Source organism: Sphingobium cloacae, from assembly GCF_002355855.1.
Lineage (GTDB): Bacteria > Pseudomonadota > Alphaproteobacteria > Sphingomonadales > Sphingomonadaceae > Sphingobium > Sphingobium cloacae.
In genome coordinates this window covers 3,662,405-3,686,453 of record NZ_AP017655.1, presented here as the reverse complement: position 1 = coordinate 3,686,453, position 24,049 = coordinate 3,662,405, and the positions used below count along the sequence as shown (strand labels likewise).

Genomic DNA, 24,049 nt, shown 5'->3' with positions numbered 1-24,049 from the left:
TCCCTTACATCCTGCCGGATGACCGACTTTTCCGACCTGTTCAAAGCCGACAACGATCAGCCCGCCCGTTCGATCCACCTTTTAGACAGCAAGGAATTTGAAGCCTGGCTGAACGGCCAGCCGGAACCGGTCCGCGCCATCGTCGGCGCGCAGAAATTCCGGGGAAAGGCCCATGAACATGCCGTCCTGCCCGCGCAGGGGGACGAGGAATGGTCCGTGGTCGCCGGTGTCGCCGACCGGGAGAAGCTTGGCACATGGTGCCTTGCGAAGCTGGCCGAAGTCCTGCCCGAAGGACAGTATCGGCTGAGCGAAGGAACCCCCGGCGGCGCCGCGCTGGGATGGCTGGCCGCGCAATATCGCTTCAGCCGCTATCGCAAGGACGACCATCCTGCCGGCCCCCGCATATTGCTGACGCGCGACGTGGCGCGCATCGACGCGACCGTGCAACTGGCGCAGGCGGTCGCGCTCGTCCGCGACCTGGTGAACACCCCCGCCGCCGACATGGGCCCGGCCCAGTTGGAGGATGCGGTCCGGGAGGTCGCCCAACGGTTCGACGCCACGCTCACGGTCGCGAAGGGCGACGAACTGGAGCAGGGCTATCCCATGATCCACGCCGTCGGGAAGGCGGCGGACAGGAGCTTCGCGCCGCGCCTGATCGATCTGCAATGGGGCGACCCCGCGCATCCGCGCATCGCCATCGTGGGCAAGGGCATCTGCTTCGACAGCGGCGGGCTGGACATCAAGCCCGCCTCCGCCATGCTCCTGATGAAGAAGGACATGGGCGGCGCGGCCCATGCGCTCGCCCTGGCGCAACTCGTGATGGGCGCGCGGCTGCCGGTGCGGCTGCACCTGCTGATCCCCGCGGCTGAAAACGCCGTGGGCGGCAACGCCTTCCGCCCCGGCGACATCCTGAAAAGCCGCAAGGGGATCAGCGTCGAGATCGGCAATACCGACGCGGAAGGCAGACTCGTGCTGGGCGACGCGCTGGCCCGCGCGGGGGAGGACAAGCCGGAACTCATCATCGACTTCGCGACCCTGACCGGCGCGGCGCGGGTGGCGGTCGGCCCCGACCTTCCCGCCCTGTTCGCCAATGACGACGATCTTGCCGCCGCCGTCAGCGCGGCCGGAACGGAAGTGGACGATCCCAGCTGGCGCCTGCCGCTGTGGGACGGTTATGCGGACATGCTGAAATCCGACATGGCCGACATCAACAATGCGGGCGAAGGCGGGTTCGCCGGCGCGATCACCGCCGCGCTGTTCCTGCGGCGGTTCGTGCCCGACGATACGCCCTGGCTGCACCTCGACACCTTCGCCTGGAGGCCGTCGGCGCGTCCGGGCCGGCCAAAGGGCGGCGAAGCGCTTGGGTTGCGGGCGATTTTCCGGCTTTTGCAGCAGCGCTACGGGCGGCAGGATTAAAGCGCCATCCGTTACGCAACCGGATTGGCCATCATGCGTTAGGGGCACATGGATGCCTCACCTGCCAAAGAATCGGCGCGAAACGAACGCCCTGCCGTCGGGCCGCTCGGCCAATGGATGCAGACGCTGGTCGATTATGTCCGGTCGGGGAAACCCGATCTGACCAATCGGCAAATGGCCCTCATGATGACGGTCTATATCGATTCCGGTCCTCATACGGTGCGGGGGCTGGCCGAAGTGCTCAATGTTTCCAAGCCCGTGATAACCCGCGCGCTCAACAAGCTGTCCGCGCTCGGCTATGTGCGGCGGGAGCGGGACGCCGCGGACCGGCGCAATATTTTCATCGTGCGGACGCCGAAAGGGGCGGAATTTCTTGACGCCTTTCACCATTTCATCGCAGGAACCGCGCGCGATGAACGTCATAGATACACCCGCGCGGACCAATCCGCCTGAACGAATCCGCTTCAAGCTCCAGGGCCGGTCGGTGGCGCTGGACAGCCGCACCCATGCGGCGCGCGGCGACCTGGCCGATGTCTCGCTGGCGGGGGTGCTGTTCTCGGCTCATTATGCACGGGCGGTCGAATTGACCTGCGTCGCGGCGGGCGCGCCCCTTCTCGCGGCTCCGGCCGCCAACGCCCGGGCGGTCAGCGAATTGCTGCGCGGCGAGGCTTTTCATGCGCTGGACATCACGACTGACTGGGCATGGGGCTTTTGCGGCCATGACGGTTATGTCGGATATGTCCGTCGGGAAGCGCTGGACGTGCTGGAGGCACCGACTCATCGCGTGACGGCGCCATGCGCGCCGCTGTTCAGCGCCGCCGACATCAAGGCCCCCGTCGCGGACTGCTGGCCCCGCAACGCCCTGTTCGCGGGCGCGGAAAACGGTCCCTTCATCGCCACGGGCGAAGGCTTCATCCATGCCCGCCACGCACAGGCGGCGAACCGGAAGGAAACGGATTGGGTCGCGGTGGCGGAAGGTTATCTGGGCCAGCCCTATATCTGGGGCGGGCGCGGCCATCATGGCATCGACTGTTCGGGCCTCGTGCAGGTGGCGTTGGGCCAATGCGGCATCAGCGTGCCGCGCGACACCGATCTGCAACGCGAAGGCATCGGCTTTCCCCTGCCCGACGACGCGCCGCTGCGGCGGGGAGACCTGGTCTTCTTCCCCGGCCATGTGGGCATCATGACGGACGGCGATACGCTGCTCCACGCCAACGCGCACTGGATGGCCGTGGTGGCCGAACCTCTTGCCGATGTGGTGGCGCGCTTGCAGGCGGACCATGCCGATCCCATTATCGCGCGGCGGAGAATAGGCGCATGACGACTCGGATTTTCATCGACGGCGGCGTCGGCACCACGGGCCTTGAAATCCGGGAGCGGCTGGCCGGGCGGCCCGAACTGACGCTCATCACGCTGGACGAGAAGCACCGCAAGGATGCGGCGGCGCGGCGCGATGCGCTGAACGGCGCCGACATCGTGATCCTGTGCCTGCCCGACGACGCCGCGCGCGAAGCGGTGGCGCTGATCGACAATGGCCGCACCCGCGTCATCGACGCGTCGACCGCGCACCGGGTGGCCGATGGCTGGACCTACGGCTTTCCCGAACTGGAGCCGGGCCATCGCGAGAAGCTGGCGCAGGCGCGCTTCGTCACCAATCCGGGCTGCTGGCCGACCGGCTTCCTGGCGCTGGTCCGGCCGCTGACGCTGGCGGGACTGCTGCCCGCCGACTGGCCCGTCACGGTATCGGGCGCATCGGGCTATTCAGGCGGCGGCAAGTCGATGATCGCGGAGTTCGAGGAGGGCGACGGCGCCCCTACCGCCTTCCGCGCCTACGGCCTCAATCTGGCGCATAAGCATGTCCCGGAAATGACCCGCTATTCGGGGCTGGAGCATCCGCCGATCTTCGCGCCCGCCGTCGCCAACGTCCATCGCGGCATGGTGGTGGAAGTGCCGCTGCAACTGCGCGCCATGCCGGGCAGGCCATCGGTCGCCGGCCTGCATGACGCGCTGTCCGCCGCCTATGCCGGCTCGCCCATCGTCACGGTCGTGCCGCTGGCCGAAAGCGCCGCCATGTCCCATCTGCGGGTCGAGCATGTGGGCGCGACGGACCGCCTGACCCTGTTCGTCTTCGGCAATGAGGATAGCGGGCAGGTGCGCCTTGCCGCCGCGCTCGACAATCTGGGCAAGGGCGCGTCCGGCGCGGCGGTCCAGAATCTGAACATCCTCGCCGGACTGCCGGAAACCGCGGGCCTGCGCCTCTGAAGTTCAGTGGATGGTGCCGAGCGGCTGGTCGTAGGACAACAGCACGATCAGCCGTTCGATCTGCCGCCATCGGCAGAAATGGACATGATTGCCAAGGTCGCGGCTGCGATCCGCGCGCGCGGCGGCTTCATAGCCGGCATTGTCGCCGAACAGGCTGATCAGTTCGGCCGCGTCCTCATAGCTTCTGCGATCCGAAAGATATGGCAAGTGCATCGATCCCCCCATATGGCAAGCGCCCCGTGACCCGCTCTCCTCTCAAATAACATGCCATTTGTCCGTTTTGAGGGATCGGGCGGGATGGAAGGGTTTATCGCCCGTTAGCCAAGTCCCGATCCGGCACGAAAATCCCGTTAAGGCACAGTCCGTCCGAAAAGGGGGCGCTTGCAAAAGCGGCTGGCCTTGGACGCCGCCGCATGGCAATGGCCGCTCATGACGACAGGAAAGAACAACCCCACCGGCGCGGGCGCGATCATCGCCCTGCTGATCCTGGGCGGCGCCATCGTGGGCGGATTGATGGGGCAACCCAGCGCCGGGCTTTTGGTCGGCGCCGCCATCGGCCTGGCGATCGCCTTGCTGCTATGGCTTCGCGAACGCGGAAAATAGCGCGCCGCGCCCGCATCCTGCGCCTTGCCGGACGCGCCATGGCGACATAGATGTGGTCGCCATGAAAAAGCATGTCATCGCCCTCGCCCTTATCGCCCTGCTGATCGTCGGCGGCGCATTCTTCTATTTCGCGCGAGGCGATACCGCCAGGCTGGCTTCCGGCGCGGACGTGGGCAGGGAACCCGCGTTCACGACGCCCCGCAATGAACTGATCCCCACCGTCAACATCGCCGAGGTGATCGGATGGAAAGCGGGCGAAAAGCCGGTGGCGGCCAAGGGCCTGTCGGTCAGCCGCTTCGTCGATGGGCTGACCCATCCCCGTTCCCTCCTCCGCCTGCCCAATGGCGACATATTGGTGGCCGAAACCAACAGCCCGCCGCGTCCGCAAGGCGGCATCACCGCACGCGTCATGGCCTATATGATGGACAAGGCGGGCGCGGGCGGCGCTTCCCCCAACCGCATCACCCTGCTGCGCGACACCGACGGCGACGGGCGGGCGGACACGAAGACGGCCTTCCTCACCGGCCTTCATTCGCCCTATGGCATGGCGCTGATCGGGGACACGCTCTATGTCGCCAATACCGATGCGCTGATGGCTTTCCCTTACAAGGAGGGCGAGACGAAGATCACGGACAAGGGCCGCAAGATCCTGAACCTGCCCGCGCAGGCCCCCAATCAGCACTGGACCAAGAGCCTCGTCGCCAGCCCGGAGGGGCTGCTCTATGTCGGCGTCGGATCGAACAGCAATATCGGCGAAGGCGGCCTCGACAAGGAAGAGAATCGCGCCGCCGTGCTGGAGGTCAACCCGAAGACCGGCGATTATCGCATCTTCGCGTCGGGCCTGCGCAATCCGACCGGCCTTGCGTTCGAACCGGCCAGCGGCGTGCTATGGGGCGTGGTCAATGAACGGGACATGCTGGGCAGCGACCTGGTGCCGGATTTCCTGACGCGGGTGGAATTCGGCGCTTTCTACGGCTGGCCATGGAATTACTGGGGCGGCTATGAGGACCGCCGGGTCCAGCCGCAGCGGCCCGAAATCCGCGAATATACCAAGCGTCCCGACTATGCGCTGGGCAACCATGTCGCGCCGCTCGGCCTGTCCTTCGCGAAGGATATGAAGCTGGGCGCGCCCTTCACCAATGGCGCGTTCGTCGGGCTGCACGGCAGTTGGAACCGCAAGCCCGCCGCCGGTTACAAGGTCGTGTTCGTGCCGTTCCAGAATGGAGGCGAAGTCGCCGCCGCCAGGCCGGTCGACGTGCTGACCGGCTTCCTCGACAAGGACGGCAAGGCGCATGGCCGCCCGGTCGACGTGACGGCCGACGCCAGGGGCGCGCTGCTGGTCAGCGACGATGTGGGCGGCGTGATCTGGCGGGTGGTGAAGGCGGACTGAGCTTCAAAGCGCCAGCCCGTTCCGCCCCGCCAGCTCGACCACATATTGCCAGGCGACGCGACCGGAACGGCTGCCCCGCTGCGTCGCCCACTGGATCGCCTCCAGCGGATCGAAGGGCAGGCCCAGGCTCTGCGCATAGCCGGTGACGATGTCCACATAGGCCTGCTGGTCGATGGCATGGAAACCCAGGCTGAGGCCGAAACGGTCCGACAGCGCCATCTTGTCGTCCACCACGTCGCGCGGATTGACGGGATCGTCCTGCTCGGAAAGATGGCGGGGCACGATATGCCTGCGGTTGGACGTGACATAGAGCCGCGCATGGGCGGGCCGCGCCGCCGTCCCCCCTTGCAGCAGGGACCGCAGCGAACGGGCGTCCCCCACTCCCTCGTCGAAGCCCAGATCGTCGAGGAACAGCACGAAAGGCCGCTCCGTTTCGCGCAAAAGCGAGAAAAGCCGGGGCAGGCTCGCCAGTTCCCCTATCGCGCATTGCAGCAGGGCGACGTCCTGCCCTTCCCGCTGGAGTTTCGCGACCACCGCCGCGACCGTGGCCGACTTGCCCGTGCCCCGCGCGCCCCACAGCAGCACGTCATGCGCGGCATGGCCCGCGGCATGGCGGCGCGTATTTTCCAGCAGCGCCTCCTTCTGCCGGTCGATGCCGGAAAGCAGATCGTAATCCACCGGATCGAACGCCTCCACCGCCTGGATGGCTTCCCCGTCCCAGACATAGGCCGGAGCGGCGCCGAGATCGGCGGAAGGCGCGGGCGGCGGCGCCAAGCGCTCAAGGGCTTCGGCGATGCGGGCGAGAAGGGCGTCGGTCATGCTGCGCGCTTAATCCCCCATCCCGCCCTCGGCAAGCCGCACGGCGCTGTCATCCTTCTTTCGCATTGGCCTTTTACAGACGGGGTGAGCCGTTTATAGCCCAGAGGCCGTGACTATCGCACATTCCGCCTTTTCCACGAAAATCTGCCACTATGGCGCGGAATCCCTGCGTGAAGCCGCCTTGCTGATCCGGGCGGGAGAGCCGGTGGCGGTGCCGACGGAAACGGTTTACGGCCTTGCCGCCGACGCGACCGACAGCAACGCCGTCGCGGCCATATACAGCGCGAAGGGCCGCCCCAGCTTCAACCCGCTGATCGTCCATGTGGCCGATCGGGCCATGGCCGAAAGCCTCGCGCATTTCTCCCCGCAGGCGGCGAAGCTGGCGGACCGCTTCTGGCCCGGCGCGCTGACGCTGGTGCTGCCGGCGCAGGACGATAGCGGACTTTCCCCGCTCGTCATGGCCGGTTTGCCCACCGTCGCCATCCGCCTGCCCGCGCATCCCGCTATGCGCGCCCTGATCCGGGAGAGCGGACGCCCGCTCGCCGCCCCCTCCGCCAATCGCAGCGGTTCGATCAGCCCGACCAGGGCCGAACATGTGCTGGCGAGCCTCAATGGCAAGATCCGCATGATCCTGGACGAAGGCCCGACCAGCGAAGGGCTGGAATCGACGATCGCCGCCCCGCGGGCGGACGGCATCCGCCTGCTCCGCCCCGGCCCGGTGACCGCCGCCATGCTGGAGGAAGCCAGCGGACTGCCGGTCGTGGCGGGCAAGGCCGATGCCGCCATCGAGGCGCCCGGCCAGATGGCCAGCCATTATGCCCCGTCCAAGCCGGTCCGCCTCCATGCGCTGAAGGCGGAAAAGGACGAATATCTCATCGGTTTCGGACTGATGCCATGCCACTTCAACCTCAGCCCGGACACGGACCTGCACGAAGCGGCGGCGCAACTGTTCACGGCCCTGCACCTGGCCGACGCCAGCGCCGCCAGCCGCATCGCCGTCGCCCCGATCCCGGAGGAAGGCATCGGCGTCGCGATCAACGACCGCCTGCGCCGCGCCGCCGCCTGATCGCTGCCGCAGTTTGTAAAGATGATCTTATTATTAAGTGGTTTCACCTAACAGTTGCCATAACCCGCCTTGCGGCATTCCCGCCTGCGCTGTTTCTCCGCCTTCTGCCGTTCCCGCGCCTCGCGCGCTTCCTGCTTGCGCATCTTGCGGCCATAATTCCTGTCGGCCTCTTCCCGGCTGGTCGTGCTCCAGTCGACGGCCTGCGACCCGGCCCGCACGGGCAGCGTCGCCACGTCGAGCGCCGTCTTCGCCACGCAGCCCGGCAACAGCAGCAGGGCAGGCAGCGCGATCCAGATCGGCGTGGCCTTCATCATTCCGTCCCCTTGCGGTCCCGCCCACAGCATAGCAGGCAAAGCGCCGCGCCTGTCACGGCAAAATCGCCGTCACGGACAAATCAGGCGTCGATGCGTTCGGCAAATCCCTTGCGCAGCTTCGCCAGCTTGGGCGGAATGACCGCCATGCAATAGGGGTTGCGGTCGCCCATCCTGTCCCAATATTTCTGGTGGTAATCCTCCGCCCGATACCATGGCGCATCGGGTTCGATGGTCGTGACGACGGGGCTGGACCGGTCGGTCTGGGCGCGTTCGATACCGGCCCGCGCCTGCGCTTCCTGCTCCGCCGACCGGGGGAAGATGGCGGATCGATACTGCGTCCCGACATCGTTGCCCTGTCGGTTCAGCGTCGTCGGATCATGCGTCGCGAAGAAGATGTCGAGCAGGTCGGCATAGGAAATCACCGCCGGATCGTAGGTGATGCGGATCGCCTCGGCATGTCCGGTCGCGCCCGAACAGACCTGTTCATAGGTCGGGTCGGGCACGGTGCCGCCGATATAGCCGCTTTCCACGGCCTTCACGCCTTTCAGATTCTGGTAGACCGCTTCGGTGCACCAGAAACAACCGCCCGCCAGCGTGGCGACTTCATCGACCATGATCCGCGTCCTTATTCTGAATGGGACGCAGAGATAGGGAATCTCAGGCGGCGCTTCCAGCCTTCAGCGCGTCCGCCCTCGCCTTTTCCTCGGCCACCAGTTCCTTGCGGGACAGTTTGCCGACCAGCGTCTTGGGCAGGCTGTCGCGCACTTCCACCGCGCAGACCCGCTCATGCTTGCCCAGTTGCGGATTGAGCCAGTCCTTGAGCGCCTCCCCGCTGATCGCGGCGCCTTCCTGCAAGGATACGAAGGCCTTGGGGCATTCCCCGCGATAGGCGTCGGGGATGCCGATCACCAGCGCCTCCTTGACCGCGGGATGGTGATACAGCACCGCTTCGACCTGGCTCGGAAAGACCTTGAAGCCGCCCACGGCGATCATGTCCTTCAACCGGTCGACGATCTTCACATAACCGTCCTCGTCGATGAAGCCGACATCGCCCGTGCGCAGCCACTCGCCGACGAAGACCTCGCTGTCGGCGTCGGGCCGCTGCCAATAACCCTTCATGACCTGCGGCCCCGCGAAGGTCAGTTCGCCCGGCACGCCGGGCGCGGCTTCCTTCATCGGGTCCTCGCGGTCCACCACGCGCACGCGGGTGCCGGGGACGGGCTGGCCCACCGTGCCGCTCTTGTTCAGGCCCTCATAGGGATTGACGCACACGACCGGGCTGCTTTCGGTCAGGCCATAGCCCTCCACCACCTTCGCGCCGGTCATCGCCTCGAACCGTTCCTTGATCTCCAGCGGCAATGGCGCGCCGCCGGAAATGCAGAGGCGCAGGGAAGAAAAATCGATATTCGGCGTCGCCGGATTGTCCAGCAGCGCCTGATACATGGTCGGCACGCCGGGCAGCGCCGTGGCCTTGGTCCGCTGGATCGCGGCCAGCACCTGCGTGCCGTCGAAACGCGGCAGCATCACGATCTCGCCGCCGTTCAGCACCGTGCGGTTGAGCGCGCAGGTATTGGCGAAGACATGGAAGAAGGGCAGCACGCCGATGATCCGGTCCACCGCGCCCGGCAGGGGATCGATCATCTGCACCTGCCGCGCATTGGCGGTCAGGTTCTGGTGCGTCAGCATCGCGCCCTTGGGCTGGCCCGTGGTGCCGCCCGTATATTGCAGCAGGGCAATGTCCTGCTCGGCATCGATGTCAGCGGCGGGGCAATCCCCGTCATTGTCGATCAGGCTGGAAAAGGTCGTGACGCGCGGATCATGGGGCCGCGCCGCCGTCTCGCTCCGCTTGAACAGGCGGAAGAGCAGGGATTTGACGGGCGGCAGCGCCCCCGCCACCGATCCGACGATCAACCTCTGGAGGCTGCTGTTGTCCAGCACTTCCAGAGCCGTGGGCAGCAGCGCGTTGGCCGACAGGGTGAACAGGATGGTCGTGCCGCTGTCCTCGACCTGATGCTCCAACTCGGCGGCGGTGTAGAGCGGCGAATAATTCACCACCGTCGCCCCCGCCATCATGATCCCGTAATAAGCGGCGACATAATGCGGCACATTGGGCAGATAGAGACCGACCCGGTCCCCCTTCTTGACGCCCATCCGCATCAGGCCGCAGGCGACCCGCCGCGCGCCGTCGCGCACCATGGCATAGGAATAGATACGACCGTAAAAGTCGATCAGCGGCGCCTGGGGATGGGCCTGCGCGCTTTGCTCGAACATCTCGACCATCGACATGGGCGCGAACTGCTGGTCCCACGGGGTCGGATGGTTGTAGCGCTCTCGCCAGATGGTCTCGTTCTTGTCCATGAAAGGGAATGTATGGACCACCCCTGCTTTACGCAAGCGTAAAGCAACGACAAGGGGCCGCGCTGCCCTCGCGGCCCGGCCCCCGTTTCAAAAGCGCATCGCCTCTATGATTCCTTCATGGAATCCCATGCCGCTACGGCATCAGACATGGCCCTTATTGTCGCTGAAGGGGTCAAGCACCTTGGCCACGTCGGAAATCAGTTCCGACTGGCTGTTCAAAGCCTCCTCCGCCCGGCGCGCCGCGTCATCGCGTTCCCGCCGCAATTCCTCGATCAGCGCCTCGCGGTCGCCGTCCAGGCGCGAATCGGCGGGCGCTTCGATGCCCGCCTTCTTCGCCGCCTTGGCCACCAGCGCGTCCAGCTCCCGCTGCGAGCACAGGCCCAGCGTCACCGGGTCCTTGGACACGATGTTCGATATGTTCCAGTGGGTCCGGTCGCGGATCGCCGCGATCGTGGTCCGCGTGGTGCCGATCAGCTTGCCGATCGCGCCGTCCGAGATTTCCGGATGGTTGCGCAAGATCCAGGCGATGCCGTCGGGCTTGTCCTGACGCTTGGAAACCGGCGTGTAGCGCGGCCCCTTGGTCCGGCGCACGGGCTCAGGCCCTTTCAGCATCTTGAGGCGGTAATCCGGGTTCGCTTCGCCCTTGTGGATTTCCTCCATCGTGATTTCATGGGCGCGGACCGGATCGCGGCCGGTATATTTGGTGCCGGCGGTATCGTCGGCGATGGCCTGCACTTCCAGGATATGCAGCCCGCAGAATTCCGCGATCTGATCGAAGCTCAGCGCCGTATTGTCTACAAGCCAGCTGGCGGTCGCGTGGGGCATGAGGGGCTGGGACACGGGAATGTTCTCCACGTAAAAACAATAAGGGCCGCCCAAGCAGGGCGGCCATGACAGCCCGGAGATAATCGATCCCGCCCTTCTCGGCAAGAAAAAGCGTCAGGCGACGCCATCGAGCCTTTCGCGGCCAATGGGGTGCAGACCCGACAGGAAATCTTCCGCGCTGTTTTCCCACGTGAATGTCTGGCCCTGGGCCGCGCACACGTCCCTGTCGCATCGCAAGGCGGCGGCGATGGCATCGTCCAGATTCTCCGCCAGCGCACCCGTTGCGCAGGTCACGATGTCGACCGGCCCCGAAACCGGATAGGCCGCGACGGGCGTCCCGCAGGCCAGCGCCTCGATCATGACAAGGCCGAAGGTGTCGGTCCGGCTGGGAAAGACGAAGACATCCGCGCCCGCATAGGCGCCCGCCAGCGCCTCCCCGAACATCGCGCCCGGGAAATGCGCCTGCGGATAGGCCCGCTCCAGCATCGGCCGCGCGGGTCCGTCCCCGACGACGACCTTGCTTCCCGGATGGCTGCTGGAAAGGAAAGCCTCCAGATTCTTCTCGACCGCGACGCGGCCCACATAAAGCTGGATCGGCCGGGGCAGCGCCGCGAACCATGCGGGCGGCGTCGCCTGCGGCGTGAAGGCGGCCAGGTCCACCCCCCGTCCCCATGGCCGCACCTGCGCGACGCCATGCGCGCGAAGCTGCCGCCGAACGGACCGCGTGGACACCAGCACGGCCTGGGCCGGGCCATGGAACCAGCGGATATAGCGCCAGAACCACCCCGCGGGCAGGCCGGTACGCCGCGCCACATATTCCGGGAAATGAGTATGATAGGCGGTGGTGAACGGCACTCCATTCCGCAGGCACCAGCGCCGCGCGGCAAGGCAGAGCGGTCCCTCCGTCGCCAGATGCACCGCGTCGGGCCGGAACGCCGCGATGGCCTGGCCGATCACGGTGGATCGCACCAGCGCCAGACGGATTTCGGGATAGGTCGGGCAGGGAATGGACCCGTAAAGATCGGGCGACACGATCTTGACGACATGCCCTTTTCCCAGAAGTTGCGACTGCATCATCTGGAGCGTCCGGACCACGCCGTTCACCTGCGGCAGCCAGGCGTCGGTGATGATGGCGATGCGCATGGCCCGATCCGTCACGCCGCTATGCGCGTCTGCTCGCGCATGTTGCGCGCCGCGATCTCGTCCGCCCAATGGAGTATCTCCATTCGCCCGTCGAAATGCTCCACCAGCGCCGTGCAGCCTTCCACCCAGTCGCCGTCATTATAATATTGGATGCCGCCGATCTCGCGCATTTCGGCATTGTGGATATGGCCGCATACGACCCCGTCCACGCCGCGCGCGCCCGCTTCATGCGCCACCACCTCCTCGAAACGGGAGATGAAGGACACGGCGTTCTTGACCTTGTGCTTCGCCATCTTCGACAGCGACCAATAAGGAAGGCCCATCCGCTGCCGCACCGCGTTCACGACGACGTTGAGGCGCATGAGCATAGTGTAGGCGGCGTCCCCCACGAAGGCCAGCCAGCGATGGGCCAGCATGATCGTATCGAACTCGTCGCCGTGCAGGACCAGCAGCTTGCGTCCATCGGCGGTGTCGTGGATCGCCTTGCGCCTGATCTCCACGCCGCCGAAGTTGAGGCCGGTGAACTGGCGGAACATCTCGTCATGATTGCCGGGAATATAGACGACACGGGTCCCGCGCTTGGCCCGCTTCATCACGCGCCAGACCACGTCATTATGGCTCGCGGGCCAGTAGAAACGCTTCTTGAGGCGCCAGCCGTCGATGATGTCGCCCACCAGATACATCGTATCGCTGTCGACGTTGTCGAGGAAATCGATCAGCATCTTCGCGTTGCAGCCGCGCGTGCCCAGATGGATGTCGGAAATCCAGATGGTGCGATAACGGCGGCGTCCATGGCCGTGCCGCTCGGGAAAATACGGTTCCTGCGTCAGACCCTCTTCCAGGTCCGCAAGGAAAGGCAGGCGCGTAACGGCGTCCATCACAGTCTGTCCCCAAGGCTGTTGTCCTCGGAACCGGGCCTTAGCGTCCCAATGTTACAAATCCGCGCCGAATGTTACGGAAATGCGTCTTCAGGGCCGGATCAGACGGTGAGAACGATCTTTCCGAAATGCTGGCCTGCGTCCATCCGCGCATGCGCATGCGCCGCTTCCGCCAAGGGAAAGCGCCGGTCCATCGCCGGCCTCAGCCGGCCCTCCGCGACCATCGGCCACACGACACGCATCAACTCTTCCGCCACCAGGGTCTTGAACGAAACCGGTCGGCTGCGCAGCGTCGATCCGGTCAACGTCAACCGCTTCGCCATGATCGTGGGCAGGAATAGCGTGCTTTTCGGTCCCCCCAGCACGGCGATCGACACATGCCGCCCGTCTTCCGCCATGCATTCGATATTGCGCGGCACATAATCCCCGCCCACCATGTCCAGCACGGCCTGACAGCCCTGCCCGCCAGTGATGCGCCTAACCTCCGCCACGAAATCCTGCGTGCGATAGTTGACGGCATGATCCGCGCCCCATTGCCGCGCCTGCTCGCATTTCTCATCGCTCCCGCAGGTCACGATGACGACGATACCGAACAGGCGGCAGAGCGTGATCGCCATGGTGCCGATGCCGCTGGTCCCGCCATGCACCAGCACCGTGTCGCCTTCGACCACATAGGCGCGCTCGAAAAGATTGGTCCAAACGGTGAAGAGCGTTTCCGGCAGGGCAGCCGCCTCGACGATGTCATAGCCGTCCGGCACCGGCAGGTATTGCCCCGCAGGCGCGACCGCATATTCGGCATAGCCTCCGCCCGGCAGCAGCGCACAGACACGCTGCCCCACCACCGCTCGCGATTCCGATCCTGCCGCCACGATGGTGCCTGACACTTCCAGTCCCGGAATATCGGACGCTCCGGGCGGCGGGGGATATTTACCCATCCGTTGCAGCACGTCCGGGCGATTGACGCCGGCGGCGGCCACGCGGATCAGGACTTCGGATTCCCCCGGGACGGGCACGGGGCGGCGTTCGGGAACCAGCGCTTCCGGTCCTCCCGGCGCAGGAATGGCGATAGCCGTCATTTCGGCCGGCACTGCCCCGTCGATGTTCATGCTCGCCCCTTCATCCCGCCGCGTCAAAAGGAAATAACGCGTGAAGTCTGCGCCCTTATTGACAGACTGCCCTATCGGGTCAACATTGCCTTTCATGGACTTGAACGACGATCTGCCGCGCAGGGCCGATGATCCGCTGGCCCAGTTGATCCGACAGGATCTGGACCCCTTGTCCCTTGCCGAACTGGAAGCGCGCATCGCCACTCTGGAAGGCGAAATCGTCCGTACCCGATCAAAGATTGAAAGCGCCGTTAACCATAGATCAACCGCCGAGGCGTTATTCAAGCGATGAACCCGCGCCCCGCCCCTTGCGGCCTCAGCGAAGGCTTCACCGGGCACGGGCAGTCTGGCAATTCCGGCGATCAGGGCAGGCACCTTGATCCGCCGTCGAGCAATGCCGACATATGGTTCAACACAGCCCCTCTTCGGGGCCAGGAGTAGAACAGACATGCCATCTTTCGCACCCGCTCTTGAGACCACGCTGCACAACGCGCTGACTCATGCTTCCGAGCGTCATCATGAATATGCGACGCTGGAACATCTCCTGCTCGCCCTGATCGACGACGAACATGCGTCGAAGGTGATGCAGGCTTGCGGCGTGGAACTGGGCGAACTGGGCGACGCCGTCACCCAATATCTCGACCATGAGCTCGAAAGCCTGAAGGTGGAGGGCCAGTCCGACCCTTCGCCCACCAGCGGTTTCCAGCGCGTCGTCCAGCGCGCGATCCTGCACGTCCAGTCCTCCGGCAAGGATGAGGTGACGGGCGCCAACGTCCTCGTCGCGCTCTTTTCGGAACGCGAGAGCTATGCCGTCTATTTCCTCCAGCAGCAGGATATGAGCCGTCTCGACGCGGTGAGCTATATCAGCCACGGTGTCGGCAAGGGCACCTCCGCGCCCGAAGCCCGCGAGACCAAAGGTCCGCAGGAAGAGGAAAAGAAGGCGCAGGACGGCAAGGGCAAGAAGGACAGTGCCTTGGAGCAGTTCACCGTCAATCTCAACGAGAAGGCCGAGCGGGGCAAGGTTGACCCGCTGATCGGCCGTGCGGCCGAAGTCGACCGGACGATCCAGATCCTCTGCCGCCGGTCGAAGAACAACCCGCTCTATGTGGGCGATCCGGGCGTCGGCAAGACCGCCATCGCGGAAGGCCTGGCGCGCAAGATCGTCGAGGGCGAAGTGCCCGACGTGCTCAAGGAAGCGGTGATCTACTCGCTCGACATGGGCGCGCTGCTGGCTGGCACCCGCTATCGCGGCGATTTCGAGGAGCGGCTGAAAGCGGTCGTCACCGAACTGGAGAAGATGCCCCACGCGGTTCTCTTCATCGACGAGATCCACACCGTCATCGGCGCGGGCGCGACCAGCGGTGGGGCGATGGATGCGTCGAACCTGCTGAAGCCCGCTCTGTCGGGCGGCACGATCCGCTGCATCGGATCGACCACCTACAAGGAATTCCGCAACCATTTCGAAAAGGACCGCGCCCTGCTGCGCCGGTTCCAGAAGATCGACGTCAACGAACCCACGGTCGAGGACACGATCAAGATTCTCGCTGGCCTGCGGAGCGCCTTCGAGGAGCATCACAACGTCAAATACACCCCCGACGCGATCAAATCGGCGGTGGAGCTTTCGGCGCGTTACATCAACGACCGCAAGCTGCCCGACAAGGCCATCGACGTGATCGATGAAGTGGGCGCGATGCAGATGCTGGTCGTCCCCTCCAAGCGCAAGAAGACCATCACGCCCAAGGAGATCGAAGCGGTCATCGCCACCATGGCGCGCATCCCTCCCAAAACGGTGTCGAGCGACGACAAGACCGTGCTCGGATCACTGGAAACCGACCTCAAGCGGGTCGTCTTCGGCCAGGACAAGGCGATCGAGGTGCTCAGCTCCGCGATCAAGCTGTCCCGCGCGGGCCTGCGCGATCCGGACAAACCCATCGGCAACTATCTCTTCTCCGGCCCCACCGGCGTCGGCAAGACGGAGGTGGCCCGCCAGTTGGCGACGCTGCTCGGCATCCCGCTCCAGCGTTTCGACATGTCGGAATATATGGAGCGGCACTCGGTCAGTCGCCTGATCGGCGCGCCTCCGGGCTATGTCGGCTACGATCAGGGCGGCCTGCTCACCGATGCGGTCGACCAGAATCCGCACAGCGTCCTGCTGCTGGACGAGATCGAGAAGGCGCACCCCGACCTGTTCAACATCCTGTTGCAGGTGATGGACAATGGCCGCCTCACCGATCACCACGGCAAGACGGTGGATTTCCGCAACACCATCCTCATCATGACCACCAATGCCGGTGCGTCGGACATGGCGAAGGAAAGCATCGGCTTCGGCGAACTCACCCGCGAGGATGTGCAGGAGGATGCGGTGAAGAAGCTCTTCACCCCCGAGTTCCGCAATCGCCTCGATGCGGTGGTGCCCTTCGGCTACCTCCCGCCGGAGATCGTCGCACGCGTCATCGACAAGTTCGTGCTCCAGCTCGAACTGCAACTGGCCGACCGCGACGTCCACATCACGCTGGACGACGATGCGAAGGCGTGGCTCACCAAGCGCGGCTATGACAAGCTCTACGGCGCGCGCCCGATGGGCCGCCTGATGCAGGAGAAGATCAAGCAGCCGCTGGCCGAGGAACTGCTGTTCGGCAAGCTCGTCCACGGCGGCGAGGTCCATGTCCGGCTGAAGGACGACGCCCTCGCCTTCGAAATCACGCCCGCCGCCCCGAAAAAGGGCAGGAAAGGGGGCAAGCCGAAGGCGGCGGAGCAGGCGAAATAAGCTTCTCCCCACAAGATAAGAAAGGGCGGTCCATGCGGGCCGCCCTTTTTTGCAGCTTCCCGCGCGAAGATCGGCAGGCACCTTGCCTCCCTTTTGCGCTGATCGTCATCACATGCCCGCCAACCTGAAGTAGCCCCCCTCCCTCCAGACCTGCTACAACGGAAAGCAAGGCAAGGGAGAGGAGAGTCCCGATGGCAGGCATCAGCTTCTACACAAACCCCATGTCGCGCGGCCAGATCGTCCGATGGATGCTGGAGGAAATCGGCGAGCCCTATGACATGGTGCTGCTCGACTATGATACCAGCATGAAAGCGCCCGGCTATCTCGCCGTCAATCCCATGGGCAAGGTTCCCGCGATCGTCCATGCCGGCCAAACGGTCACCGAAGCCGCCGCCATCTGCGCCTATCTCGCCGATGCCTTCCCCGCCGCCAATCTCGCTCCGCCACCCGATCGCCGCGCCGACTATTATCGCTGGCTCTTTTTCGCGGCCGGTCCGGTGGAAGCGGCGGTCACGAACAAGGCGCTCGGTTTCGTCGTGCCCGAGGGGCGGGAGCGCATGGCGGGTTACGGCACCTTCGACCAGACCATGAACGCATTGGAAAACGCGATTTCAGGACCCGCATGGATTTGCGGCGATCAGTTCACGGCCGCCGATGTCTATGTCGGCGCGCAGGTGGATTGGGGTCTGCTGTTCGGCACGATGCCCAGCCGACCCGCCTTCGAAGCCTATGCCGCCCGCCTTCGAGACCGCCCCGCCTATCGACGCCAGAAGGAGCTGGACAACGCCCTGATCGCGGAGGTGCAGCAAGGTGGGCAATAAAAAAGCCCGGCGGACTTGACCGCCGGGCTTTTGGATCGAGACGAACCGCGCTCAGTCCCGGCTGTTGCCCATGAACCGCAGCAGGAACAGGAACATGTTGATGAAGTCGAGATAGAGGCTCAGCGCGCCCATCACCACCGACTTGCCCATCATGTCCGTACCCGCGACATGGGCATAGATGCTCTTGATCTTCTGCGTATCATAGGCGGTCAGTCCCGCGAACAGCAGGACGCCGATGACGCTGATCACCAGATCCATCGCGCTCGAGCGCAGGAAGAGATTGATCAGGCTCGCCACCAGCAGGCCGACCAGTCCCATGATGAGGAAGGTGCCGAAACCCGACAGATCCTTCTTCGTGGTATAGCCCCAAAGGCTGAGCCCCGCGAAAGCCGCAGCGGTCGCAAAGAATGTCTGCGCGATCGACGTGCCCGTATAAACGAGGAAGATCGAGGCCAGCGACAGCCCCATCACCGCGGCATAGGCCCAGAACATCGCCTGCATAGCCACGGTCGAAAGCCGGTTGACGCCAAAGCTCATCACCATGACGAAGATCAACGGCGCGAACATGATGACATATTTCAATATGCCGGGGCCCGCGAGAATCTGATAGGCAAGTCCGCTGCTCGCGAACAGCATGGCAACGACGCCCGTCAACAGGACGCCGCTCGCCATATAATTATAGACCGACAGCATATAGCTGCGCAGACCGGCGTCGAACGCCTCGCCGCGCGCCGCCGTGGCGCCGCCGCCAAAGCCCGCAATGTCGGAACGGGGGTCGGACCAGTTGGCCATGAGGTACTTCTCCTTAACCGGCATCTGTACGCCGGGTTCTTCCATTATCGTCTGTTCCGCCGTTTAATTCAACCCGCCTTGCCGATGACGGTGCCTCGCCGGAAACCTATATGGAGGCCATGCATCGCCTGTTCGTCGCCATCCGTCCGCCTCTCATCATCCGATCGCAGCTTCTGGCGCTGATGGAGGGCGTTGCGGGCGCGCGTTGGCAGAAGGACGATCAGTTGCATCTGACCCTTCGCTTCATCGGTGAAGTGGACGGACATGTTGCCGATGATTTGGCCGGCCTTTTGGGAACGGTGCGCTTCCAACCCTTTTCGATCGCACTGGCCGGCGTCGGCCGGTTCGAAAAAAATGGCAGGACCGACGCCTTATGGGCCGGGGTGCATCCTCGCGAAGCGCTCAGCGCCTTGCACCGGAAGATCGACCATCTTTGCGTGACGATGGGGCTGCACCCCGAAAGGCGCGCCTATCTGCCGCACATCACCCTTGCGCGTGGCGGGCGTTCCATGGCCCCGCCCGGCCTCTTCATGGAAAACCATGCCAGCCTCGCCAGTGCGCCGTTCCAGGTGGACGGCTTTTCCCTGTATGAGAGCCATCTGGGCCGCGAAGGGGCGATCTATGATCCGATCGCCCACTATTCCGCCTGGAACAAGTAGGCGACTCCTCGAAAGAAGCCGCCCTTCAGCCTTTTCCGAATCAACCGGCGGTCAGCACGCCACATGCCACGCGGCCGCCCGCATTGCCGGCCGGGTCCGTCTTATTGTCATCCGCCTGGGCATGGATGACCAGGGCCGCGCCGTCCGCGTCCAGCAGCGGCGTCGCGCCCGAACTGATCAGACCGCCCGGGATGACATATTCCATCTCGCCCGTTCCATCCGAACCGGCCAGCATGTTGGGCATGTCGCCCATATGCATTCCCTGGGGATTATCCTTCCCATGCAGTCGGCCGGTCGGATTCCAATGTCCGCCCGCGCTCGTGAAATCAGGCGCGGTGCAAGCGCCGGTCGTGTGGACGTGAACCGCATGAAGGCCGGGGGTCAGTCCTTCCCCGCGCACGAAAACATGAAGACCGTCGGCCGCCTGGGTTATCTTCACATTCCCCCGTGCCGCACCATCCCCGGACACGAGTTTCGCATGAGCGACGGGAGCTTCCGCAGAGGTAGAGCCAGCGGAGGCCCCTTCCTCGGACGTGGTTGCGCAGGCTGCGACAATGGCGAACAAGGGCAAGGCACAGGCCATCGGAACAAACTTCATGGAGCAGACTCCCGGACTTGGACAATGGGGAACGAACGCGGTGGACACGGATTTGTTGCACGTTCGAACCAAATTGTCATCGACCGCCCGAAAAGAAAAGGATTTTCCTACGCTCCGCGGCGATACGATCCCTCCATCCACTGTCTCCAGAGCCGATCCGCGTCCGAGAAGCGCCGCGCTGGCGACCCCATGAAAAAGGGCCGGTCTTTCGACCAGCCCTCTTCCTTCATTCTCCCGCGAAGGAGAGATTCGATTACTGACCCGAACCCGGACCGTAGGTGATTTCCACGCGACGGTTCTGCAGTTCGCGAACGCCGTCGGCGGTTTCGACGCGGGGGTTCGATTCACCGAACGCCTGGGTCGTCATCACGCCGTCAGGGATACCCTTCGAGGCCATGTAGGCCTTGACCGAGTCAGCACGACGCTGCGACAGGCCGACGTTGTACGAGGCCGAACCCGAACGGTCCGCATAACCCGCCAGCATGACCTGGGCGCTGCCACAGTTGCTGTAGGCCGAAACCGCGTTGTCCAGAATGGTGGCCGCGTCAGGCGTGATGTCCGACTTGTCCCATTCGAAGAAGACGATGTACGGCCCAGGGCTGCATTCCACGACCGGCGGAGGCGGCGGCGGAGGCGGCGGGGGCGGAGGAGGCGGCGGGGGCGGCGGCGGAGGAGCAGCCGGCTCACCGAAGTTGTAGGTCAGGCCGAGCAGGATGCTGTGCGTGCGCAGCTTGGTGCGGACGTCCGAACCGGCCGGACCGTACTGACCGGCATACTGGCTCACCAGATCGATCTTGTTCTGGTTGAAGAAGCGATACTTCAGCGAGACATCGACATTGTTGCTCAGCGGATAGCGAACGCCAGCCAGTGCCTGCCAGGCAAAGCCGGTGTCCGAATCGTTCACTTCGTCATTGGCCAGCTTGCCGCGCGAAACACCGGCACCGCCGCCGACGAAGCCCTGGAGGCCATCATCGGGACCGAAGTCGAGCAAGCCGTTCAGCATGAACGAGAGAGCCGAAGCCGCGCCACCGAAACCGGCCTTGTCCAGATCGACCTTAGCGCGCTTGTAAGCGGCCTCGGCTTCCAGACGGAAAGCACCGAAATCGTAGCCGATATTGGCGTCGAAATCATAGCCCTTGTGGTAGTCGACATTTGCAGCGGTGTCCGCAATCGCCGTACCCCGATTGAACCTGATATCCTGATCTTCGACCAGCAGCACACCGGCATCGACGCCGACATACCAGCTATTGTCACGCGCCAGAGCCGGGGTGGCCAGGGCGCTAGTGGCAAGCACAGCCGCGAGGGCAAGCTTCCGCATTTGGATTCCCCTTTCAAAAGTGTCACGAAGGACTGCTGAAACCCTGTATCCACAAGAAAGTTTCATGGCAAGTCCGCAATTAGTGAAACTGTTGCAAAAAAGACGCAACCGGAAGGGTTTAGCACCATTGTCGAGCTAAAAGGCGTCTCCTCCTTCGCGACCCAGCCTATTGCCGAAGTCACGAGGCGATCAAACCATGTCTCCGCAAGATATCGAGAATCGCGACGATCGCCGCGCGGCCCTGCGCATCGACCACGCTGCCGCCCGAAGGGTCGCCGATCGCGCCCAATCGTTCACCGACCACGCGGACGTCATCCACATACAGTCCGTCGGCGCGGCAGGAGCCAGCCTGCCATGCCGTGCCGTCATGATGCATCGCATGGCCCCGGTCCGCGACCCAGAGCGTCAGTCCCGCCGCGGCCGGAACGAAGCGCCAGCCGCCCTCCGTCCAGCAGGCAACGGCGTCTTCCCGCCCCGCCCAGGCCCCTGACGCGCCCGCGCCGACGATCCAGCACTGGCCGATGGATGGCCCGGCGGGCGCTTCCGTCAGATCGGCGCTTTCCGCCCGGCCATGCAGCAGCATGTCGATGCGCGTCAGCGATTCATTGTGGAACAGTTCCTTCTGCGCCTGCCCCGCGAAAAGCAGCGGCAACCCCCAGCGCGGCGTCATATCCATCGCCATCCCTCTTCTCCCAAATCTCTAGATGCCCTGGACCGGAATGACCGTTCGAGCAGGTCGCCCCATCGCGCGGGAGCCGATCTGCCGGATCTCCACGACGCACTCGCCCACGCCCGCCATGTCTTCGGAAATCATGGCGGCCTCATAGGACCATTCCGGCATAACGGTTTCGACGCGGCGCTTCTCCTCGACGCCGCGCAGAATCCGCAGTTCGTAACGCTCGCTCTCCTCCCCCAGCGGCACGTCCCCGCCGCTCGCCCAGCGCCACCCCGCACGGCTGCGCCGCGTCCAGCCGATGCGCCAGCCTCCCGCGCCATCGGACGCCAACCGGACATGCACGGGGGCCGGCGGCTTCAATGCCTCGCCTTCGATGACCAGCGCCGCCTCCGCCGGCTCGACATCGCCGATGCCGACCGCGCCCAGCCGCAGCGTCGCGCCCGTTTCCCCCTCCATGCCGAGCGCGGCCAGAGGCTCGGCCAGCCGATCCTCCTCCAGCAGCAGGAATCTTTCCCCGGCCGCATGACCGGCCATGGCCCATTCCGTCCCGCGCAAGCCGCGCCGAAGCCCGGAAAGCCGATAGCTGCGCAACCCCGTCCGCACCGCCCGGCCGAACTGGATCAACTCATCCCCGGCCAGGCACAGATTGTTCCCCTGCGCGAGAGCCGGTTCGTTGGCGTCCGTCAATTCCATGTCTTCGGCGATCAAGGTGACGAGCAACGCATTCCGCTCATCCACCAGCGTGGCGCTCCCCGGCGCCAGCGCCGCGTCGACCCGCCCCATCACGGCGCGCGGCGCGGTCCTGCCCGCGGGCGCCGCTTCGCCCAGTTCATTCATCACGAACAGGGCCGCCCCGCGCCAGCCCGCGCTTCCGCCCGCCGCCGCGACGAGGATGGGGGCGGTGGGCGTCCCGTCCCTGAGGTTGGGCAAATCCGCCAGCATCAGCGTGGTCGGCCCATGCGGCGCGTCGGCTTCCCGCACGATCGCGCCCGACGAAGCGCCCGAAGGCATGGTCCCGCCCTGCCCCGGCACCCGGCGCAGGGAGAGGCGGACCGCCATCGCCTCCCATTCCCGCTCCTCGATCCGCCAGAGGCCCGCCTCGCCTTCGACAGTGACCACCGAACCGGGCGGATGGCGCAGCGCCTCCCACCCGCATCGCAGCGTCAGCGCCGCCCGCCCGGCCCAGTTCGCGCCCATCCGCTCCGCCGCCAGCCCCCGCGCCGCGTCTCCGCTCATCACGGCAGGCAGTTCCAGTCCCTGCTCCGACCGCCCCGGTCCGGGCCGCGTCACCCGCTGAACCCCCGCCTGATAGTCCCGCGCAGCATCATAATAGCGCACCGACAGCGCCACCGGCACCGCATCGGCCGCCGCTCCGGACCGCTCCAGCGCGTCCACCGCCCGCCCGTTCACGCGCCGGCATCGGCCCGACACCGGAATCTCGCGCGATGCCGTCCGCCCCGGCGGCACGATCTCCAGCCCATCCTCACCCGCCGTCAGCGCCAGCCCATAAGCCTCCACCAGCGGCGCCAGCGCATCCTCCAGGTCGCTCCCGCCCGCCGCATAGCCTTCCACGCTCGCCAGCCCCTCGCCGCCGATCCGCCCTTCGCCCAGCGCCGCGCCGATGGCGCCAACCGAAACCGCGCCCTCGTCCGCTTCCACTTCGAAGGTCAGCGACGGAATGCGATTGCCATAATCGGCAAGCGACAGTTCCTCGAACACCGCATAGGCGATTCCCCGATGCGCGGGCGTCTGCGCCATCCCCTGTTTCGACGCGATCAGCGGATCGACGGCATGGTCCTCGCCTCCGGCATAAAGCCGAAAACCCCCCAGCCCCGTCTTGAAATCGCCCGCCGTCCCGCGCAGCAGATTGCCGTCGGCCCATATCCGCTTCACCGACCGCACCGCTCGCGCCGACAGCGCCACCGCGAAGCTCGCCGAATAGCTGTAGCTGGTGACGCTCGGCCTGCCCTTGCCGCCGCCGCTTTTCGTTTTCGTCTCACGCAGGTCAGTGGCCCAGATGACCGTGCCGGCCACCCGCATCGTCCCGAACAGCTTGGGGACTTGCGTGCCATAGGTCGAAGTCTGGATATGCAGGTCCTGCAAGCGGGGCCCTTGCGCCCCCTTCGGCCTGAACAGCACGCCATGGTCGAAGACATTGCCGATCAACCCGCCAATGGCCGCGCCGATGGGACCGCCGAACATCGTCCCCACGGCGGTCAGAACAACCGTCGCCATCTC

The 24,049-nt window shown here is 65.2% G+C and carries 26 protein-coding genes; 12 read left to right on the top strand and 14 right to left on the bottom strand.

Translation table 11 applies throughout. The annotated features are described in order from the left end of the window. Positions 1 to 18: 18 nt before the first annotated feature. The 4 genes from SCLO_RS18145 to argC are packed head-to-tail and all read left to right on the top strand — an operon-like array spanning position 19 to position 3,678. Positions 19 to 1,416, top strand: coding sequence for a leucyl aminopeptidase family protein (locus SCLO_RS18145; protein WP_066520236.1), 1,398 nt, complete (start codon positions 19 to 21; stop codon positions 1,414 to 1,416). Between the two features lie 48 nt (positions 1,417 to 1,464). Next, complete coding sequence (locus SCLO_RS18140) at positions 1,465 to 1,869, top strand: MarR family winged helix-turn-helix transcriptional regulator (RefSeq protein ID WP_066520196.1); 405 nt, start codon at positions 1,465 to 1,467, stop codon at positions 1,867 to 1,869. Beyond that, a complete protein-coding gene (locus SCLO_RS18135) occupies positions 1,829 to 2,737 on the top strand; it encodes a C40 family peptidase (RefSeq protein WP_066520193.1) in 909 nt (302 codons plus the stop codon). Before SCLO_RS18140 ends, SCLO_RS18135 begins: the two co-directional genes overlap by 41 nt. Beyond that, positions 2,734 to 3,678: an N-acetyl-gamma-glutamyl-phosphate reductase gene (gene argC, locus SCLO_RS18130; RefSeq protein ID WP_066520191.1), complete on the top strand. Its 945-nt coding sequence runs from the start codon at positions 2,734 to 2,736 to the stop codon at positions 3,676 to 3,678. Before SCLO_RS18135 ends, argC begins: the two co-directional genes overlap by 4 nt. Before the next feature lie 3 nt (positions 3,679 to 3,681). Here argC and SCLO_RS18125 read toward each other — a convergent pair whose 3' ends face one another. Next, positions 3,682 to 3,891, bottom strand: coding sequence for a hypothetical protein (locus SCLO_RS18125; protein WP_174521982.1), 210 nt, complete (start codon positions 3,889 to 3,891; stop codon positions 3,682 to 3,684). A gap of 168 nt (positions 3,892 to 4,059) precedes the next feature. Between SCLO_RS18125 and SCLO_RS18120 the strand changes: the two genes are divergently transcribed. Together SCLO_RS18120 and SCLO_RS18115 are read left to right on the top strand one after the other, a co-directional pair. Then, positions 4,060 to 4,281 carry a hypothetical protein gene (locus tag SCLO_RS18120; protein ID WP_066520190.1) on the top strand — a complete coding sequence of 74 codons (222 nt, stop codon included), beginning with the start codon at positions 4,060 to 4,062 and terminating at the stop codon, positions 4,279 to 4,281. 61 nt (positions 4,282 to 4,342) lie between these two features. Continuing rightward, complete coding sequence (locus SCLO_RS18115; RefSeq protein WP_066520189.1) at positions 4,343 to 5,671, top strand: PQQ-dependent sugar dehydrogenase; 1,329 nt, start codon at positions 4,343 to 4,345, stop codon at positions 5,669 to 5,671. Between the two features lie 3 nt (positions 5,672 to 5,674). Here SCLO_RS18115 and SCLO_RS18110 read toward each other — a convergent pair whose 3' ends face one another. Then, positions 5,675 to 6,490 (bottom strand): ATP-binding protein, encoded by an 816-nt coding sequence (locus tag SCLO_RS18110; RefSeq protein WP_066520183.1) that lies wholly within the window; start codon positions 6,488 to 6,490, stop codon positions 5,675 to 5,677. A 109-nt stretch (positions 6,491 to 6,599) separates the two neighbouring features. On the opposite strand from SCLO_RS18110, the gene SCLO_RS18105 reads away from it, so the two are divergent. Beyond that, positions 6,600 to 7,556: an L-threonylcarbamoyladenylate synthase gene (locus SCLO_RS18105; RefSeq protein WP_066520181.1), complete on the top strand. Its 957-nt coding sequence runs from the start codon at positions 6,600 to 6,602 to the stop codon at positions 7,554 to 7,556. A gap of 47 nt (positions 7,557 to 7,603) precedes the next feature. On the opposite strand, the gene SCLO_RS18100 is transcribed toward SCLO_RS18105, so the two are convergent. The 7 genes from SCLO_RS18100 to SCLO_RS18070 all read right to left on the bottom strand — a co-directional run bounded on the left by SCLO_RS18100 (position 7,604) and on the right by SCLO_RS18070 (position 14,180). Continuing rightward, the gene (locus tag SCLO_RS18100) at positions 7,604 to 7,867 is read right to left on the bottom strand and encodes a hypothetical protein (protein ID WP_066520228.1); all 264 of its coding nucleotides are present in this window, start codon (positions 7,865 to 7,867) and stop codon (positions 7,604 to 7,606) included. A gap of 83 nt (positions 7,868 to 7,950) precedes the next feature. Continuing rightward, on the bottom strand, positions 7,951 to 8,484 hold the full coding sequence (gene msrA, locus SCLO_RS18095) for a peptide-methionine (S)-S-oxide reductase MsrA (RefSeq protein WP_066520178.1): 534 nt from the start codon (positions 8,482 to 8,484) through the stop codon (positions 7,951 to 7,953). Positions 8,485 to 8,527: 43 nt separating this feature from the next. Continuing rightward, on the bottom strand, positions 8,528 to 10,228 hold the full coding sequence (locus SCLO_RS18090) for a long-chain-fatty-acid--CoA ligase (RefSeq protein ID WP_066520177.1): 1,701 nt from the start codon (positions 10,226 to 10,228) through the stop codon (positions 8,528 to 8,530). A 141-nt stretch (positions 10,229 to 10,369) separates the two neighbouring features. Next, positions 10,370 to 11,053 (bottom strand): DUF1013 domain-containing protein, encoded by a 684-nt coding sequence (locus SCLO_RS18085; protein ID WP_066520176.1) that lies wholly within the window; start codon positions 11,051 to 11,053, stop codon positions 10,370 to 10,372. Between the two features lie 114 nt (positions 11,054 to 11,167). Further along, complete coding sequence (locus tag SCLO_RS18080; protein WP_066520175.1) at positions 11,168 to 12,196, bottom strand: glycosyltransferase family 4 protein; 1,029 nt, start codon at positions 12,194 to 12,196, stop codon at positions 11,168 to 11,170. An 11-nt stretch (positions 12,197 to 12,207) separates the two neighbouring features. Continuing rightward, entirely contained in the window at positions 12,208 to 13,074 is an 867-nt protein-coding gene (locus SCLO_RS18075) for a UDP-2,3-diacylglucosamine diphosphatase (protein ID WP_066520174.1), read from the bottom strand. Between the two features lie 101 nt (positions 13,075 to 13,175). Continuing rightward, positions 13,176 to 14,180 carry an NAD(P)H-quinone oxidoreductase gene (locus tag SCLO_RS18070; protein ID WP_066520226.1) on the bottom strand — a complete coding sequence of 335 codons (1,005 nt, stop codon included), beginning with the start codon at positions 14,178 to 14,180 and terminating at the stop codon, positions 13,176 to 13,178. Positions 14,181 to 14,274: 94 nt separating this feature from the next. Here SCLO_RS18070 and SCLO_RS18065 point away from each other — a divergent pair, with 94 nt between their 5' ends. The 3 genes from SCLO_RS18065 (at position 14,275) to SCLO_RS18055 (ending at position 17,768) form a co-directional block, all read left to right on the top strand. After that, entirely contained in the window at positions 14,275 to 14,472 is a 198-nt protein-coding gene (locus tag SCLO_RS18065) for a DUF1192 domain-containing protein (RefSeq protein WP_066520171.1), read from the top strand. Between the two features lie 156 nt (positions 14,473 to 14,628). Beyond that, entirely contained in the window at positions 14,629 to 16,947 is a 2,319-nt protein-coding gene (gene clpA, locus SCLO_RS18060; RefSeq protein WP_066520164.1) for an ATP-dependent Clp protease ATP-binding subunit ClpA, read from the top strand. Positions 16,948 to 17,138: 191 nt separating this feature from the next. Beyond that, complete coding sequence (locus SCLO_RS18055; RefSeq protein ID WP_066520162.1) at positions 17,139 to 17,768, top strand: glutathione S-transferase family protein; 630 nt, start codon at positions 17,139 to 17,141, stop codon at positions 17,766 to 17,768. A 51-nt stretch (positions 17,769 to 17,819) separates the two neighbouring features. Here SCLO_RS18055 and SCLO_RS18050 read toward each other — a convergent pair whose 3' ends face one another. Further along, positions 17,820 to 18,560 carry a Bax inhibitor-1/YccA family protein gene (locus SCLO_RS18050; RefSeq protein WP_066520161.1) on the bottom strand — a complete coding sequence of 247 codons (741 nt, stop codon included), beginning with the start codon at positions 18,558 to 18,560 and terminating at the stop codon, positions 17,820 to 17,822. Between the two features lie 119 nt (positions 18,561 to 18,679). On the opposite strand from SCLO_RS18050, the gene thpR reads away from it, so the two are divergent. Next, positions 18,680 to 19,219 carry an RNA 2',3'-cyclic phosphodiesterase gene (gene thpR, locus SCLO_RS18045; protein WP_066520224.1) on the top strand — a complete coding sequence of 180 codons (540 nt, stop codon included), beginning with the start codon at positions 18,680 to 18,682 and terminating at the stop codon, positions 19,217 to 19,219. Positions 19,220 to 19,259: 40 nt separating this feature from the next. Here thpR and SCLO_RS18040 read toward each other — a convergent pair whose 3' ends face one another. Next, entirely contained in the window at positions 19,260 to 19,817 is a 558-nt protein-coding gene (locus SCLO_RS18040) for a superoxide dismutase family protein (protein ID WP_066520160.1), read from the bottom strand. Between SCLO_RS18040 and SCLO_RS23480 the strand changes: the two genes are divergently transcribed. Beyond that, positions 19,774 to 20,010 carry a hypothetical protein gene (locus tag SCLO_RS23480; protein ID WP_169925544.1) on the top strand — a complete coding sequence of 79 codons (237 nt, stop codon included), beginning with the start codon at positions 19,774 to 19,776 and terminating at the stop codon, positions 20,008 to 20,010. The genes SCLO_RS18040 and SCLO_RS23480 overlap by 44 nt on opposite strands. Positions 20,011 to 20,070: 60 nt before the next feature. Here SCLO_RS23480 and SCLO_RS18035 read toward each other — a convergent pair whose 3' ends face one another. The 3 genes from SCLO_RS18035 to SCLO_RS18025 all read right to left on the bottom strand — a co-directional run bounded on the left by SCLO_RS18035 (position 20,071) and on the right by SCLO_RS18025 (position 24,046). Further along, positions 20,071 to 21,135 (bottom strand): OmpA family protein, encoded by a 1,065-nt coding sequence (locus tag SCLO_RS18035; RefSeq protein ID WP_066520159.1) that lies wholly within the window; start codon positions 21,133 to 21,135, stop codon positions 20,071 to 20,073. 178 nt (positions 21,136 to 21,313) lie between these two features. Next, positions 21,314 to 21,817, bottom strand: coding sequence for a DUF2793 domain-containing protein (locus SCLO_RS18030; RefSeq protein ID WP_066520158.1), 504 nt, complete (start codon positions 21,815 to 21,817; stop codon positions 21,314 to 21,316). Between the two features lie 18 nt (positions 21,818 to 21,835). Next, positions 21,836 to 24,046 carry a phage tail protein gene (locus tag SCLO_RS18025; protein WP_066520155.1) on the bottom strand — a complete coding sequence of 737 codons (2,211 nt, stop codon included), beginning with the start codon at positions 24,044 to 24,046 and terminating at the stop codon, positions 21,836 to 21,838. Positions 24,047 to 24,049: the final 3 nt, after the last annotated feature.